The organism is Herbiconiux daphne (assembly GCF_024979295.1).
In the GTDB taxonomy this organism is placed as follows: Bacteria; Actinomycetota; Actinomycetes; order Actinomycetales; family Microbacteriaceae; genus Herbiconiux; species Herbiconiux daphnes.
On record NZ_JANLCJ010000607.1, the window covers coordinates 1 to 581 of the forward strand.

The window sequence follows — 581 nt, forward strand, 5'->3', positions numbered from 1 at the left end:
ATCAGATTGACGCTAATAGCCGTGCTATTGCTGATACAAGCGCACGTAGCCAGGCTAATAGCCAGCGTATTGGACAAATGGAACAAGCGAACAATAAGCGCTTTAGCGATATTGAAAAACAGCAATCAAACGACCGCAAAGAATATCGTAGTGGTATTGCGGGTAGCTCTGCTATCGCTGGCTTGCATTATGTTGATGCTAAGAATGCTGTAGCTATCGGCGCGGCATCATTCAAGAATGAACAAGGTTACGCTATTGGCTATCGCCATAAATTCAGCGATAACGCCGCTGCTACTCTTTCCGCTGCTGGTACATCAAACGGTGATACGGTAGTTGCTGGCTCTATGTCTATCGGTTGGTAAGAAACCTATTTACAAACCTATCTTGACAGGTTTAGAATACACTCAAGATAGGTTATCTACTCCGGTGCAATAATGGTTAAATACGGCTCTATTAAATATGGGATGAGCAACCGCCGTTTCTGGCTCACGCTTATCATCACTCTGTTAATTATTCTGGCTCTCAATTTTATTTAAACGGTGGTTTATATGTCATTCATTCGTAAACAAACAGCTAAATTA

At 42.2% G+C, this 581-nt stretch carries 1 protein-coding gene; it reads left to right on the forward strand.

Features of this window, described 5'->3' with window-relative positions; translation table 11 throughout:
- Nucleotides 1–362: YadA C-terminal domain-containing protein (locus N1032_RS26715; protein ID WP_259543692.1), on the forward strand; the 362-nt coding region annotated here is incomplete at its 5' end.
- Nucleotides 363–581 lie beyond the last annotated feature (219 nt).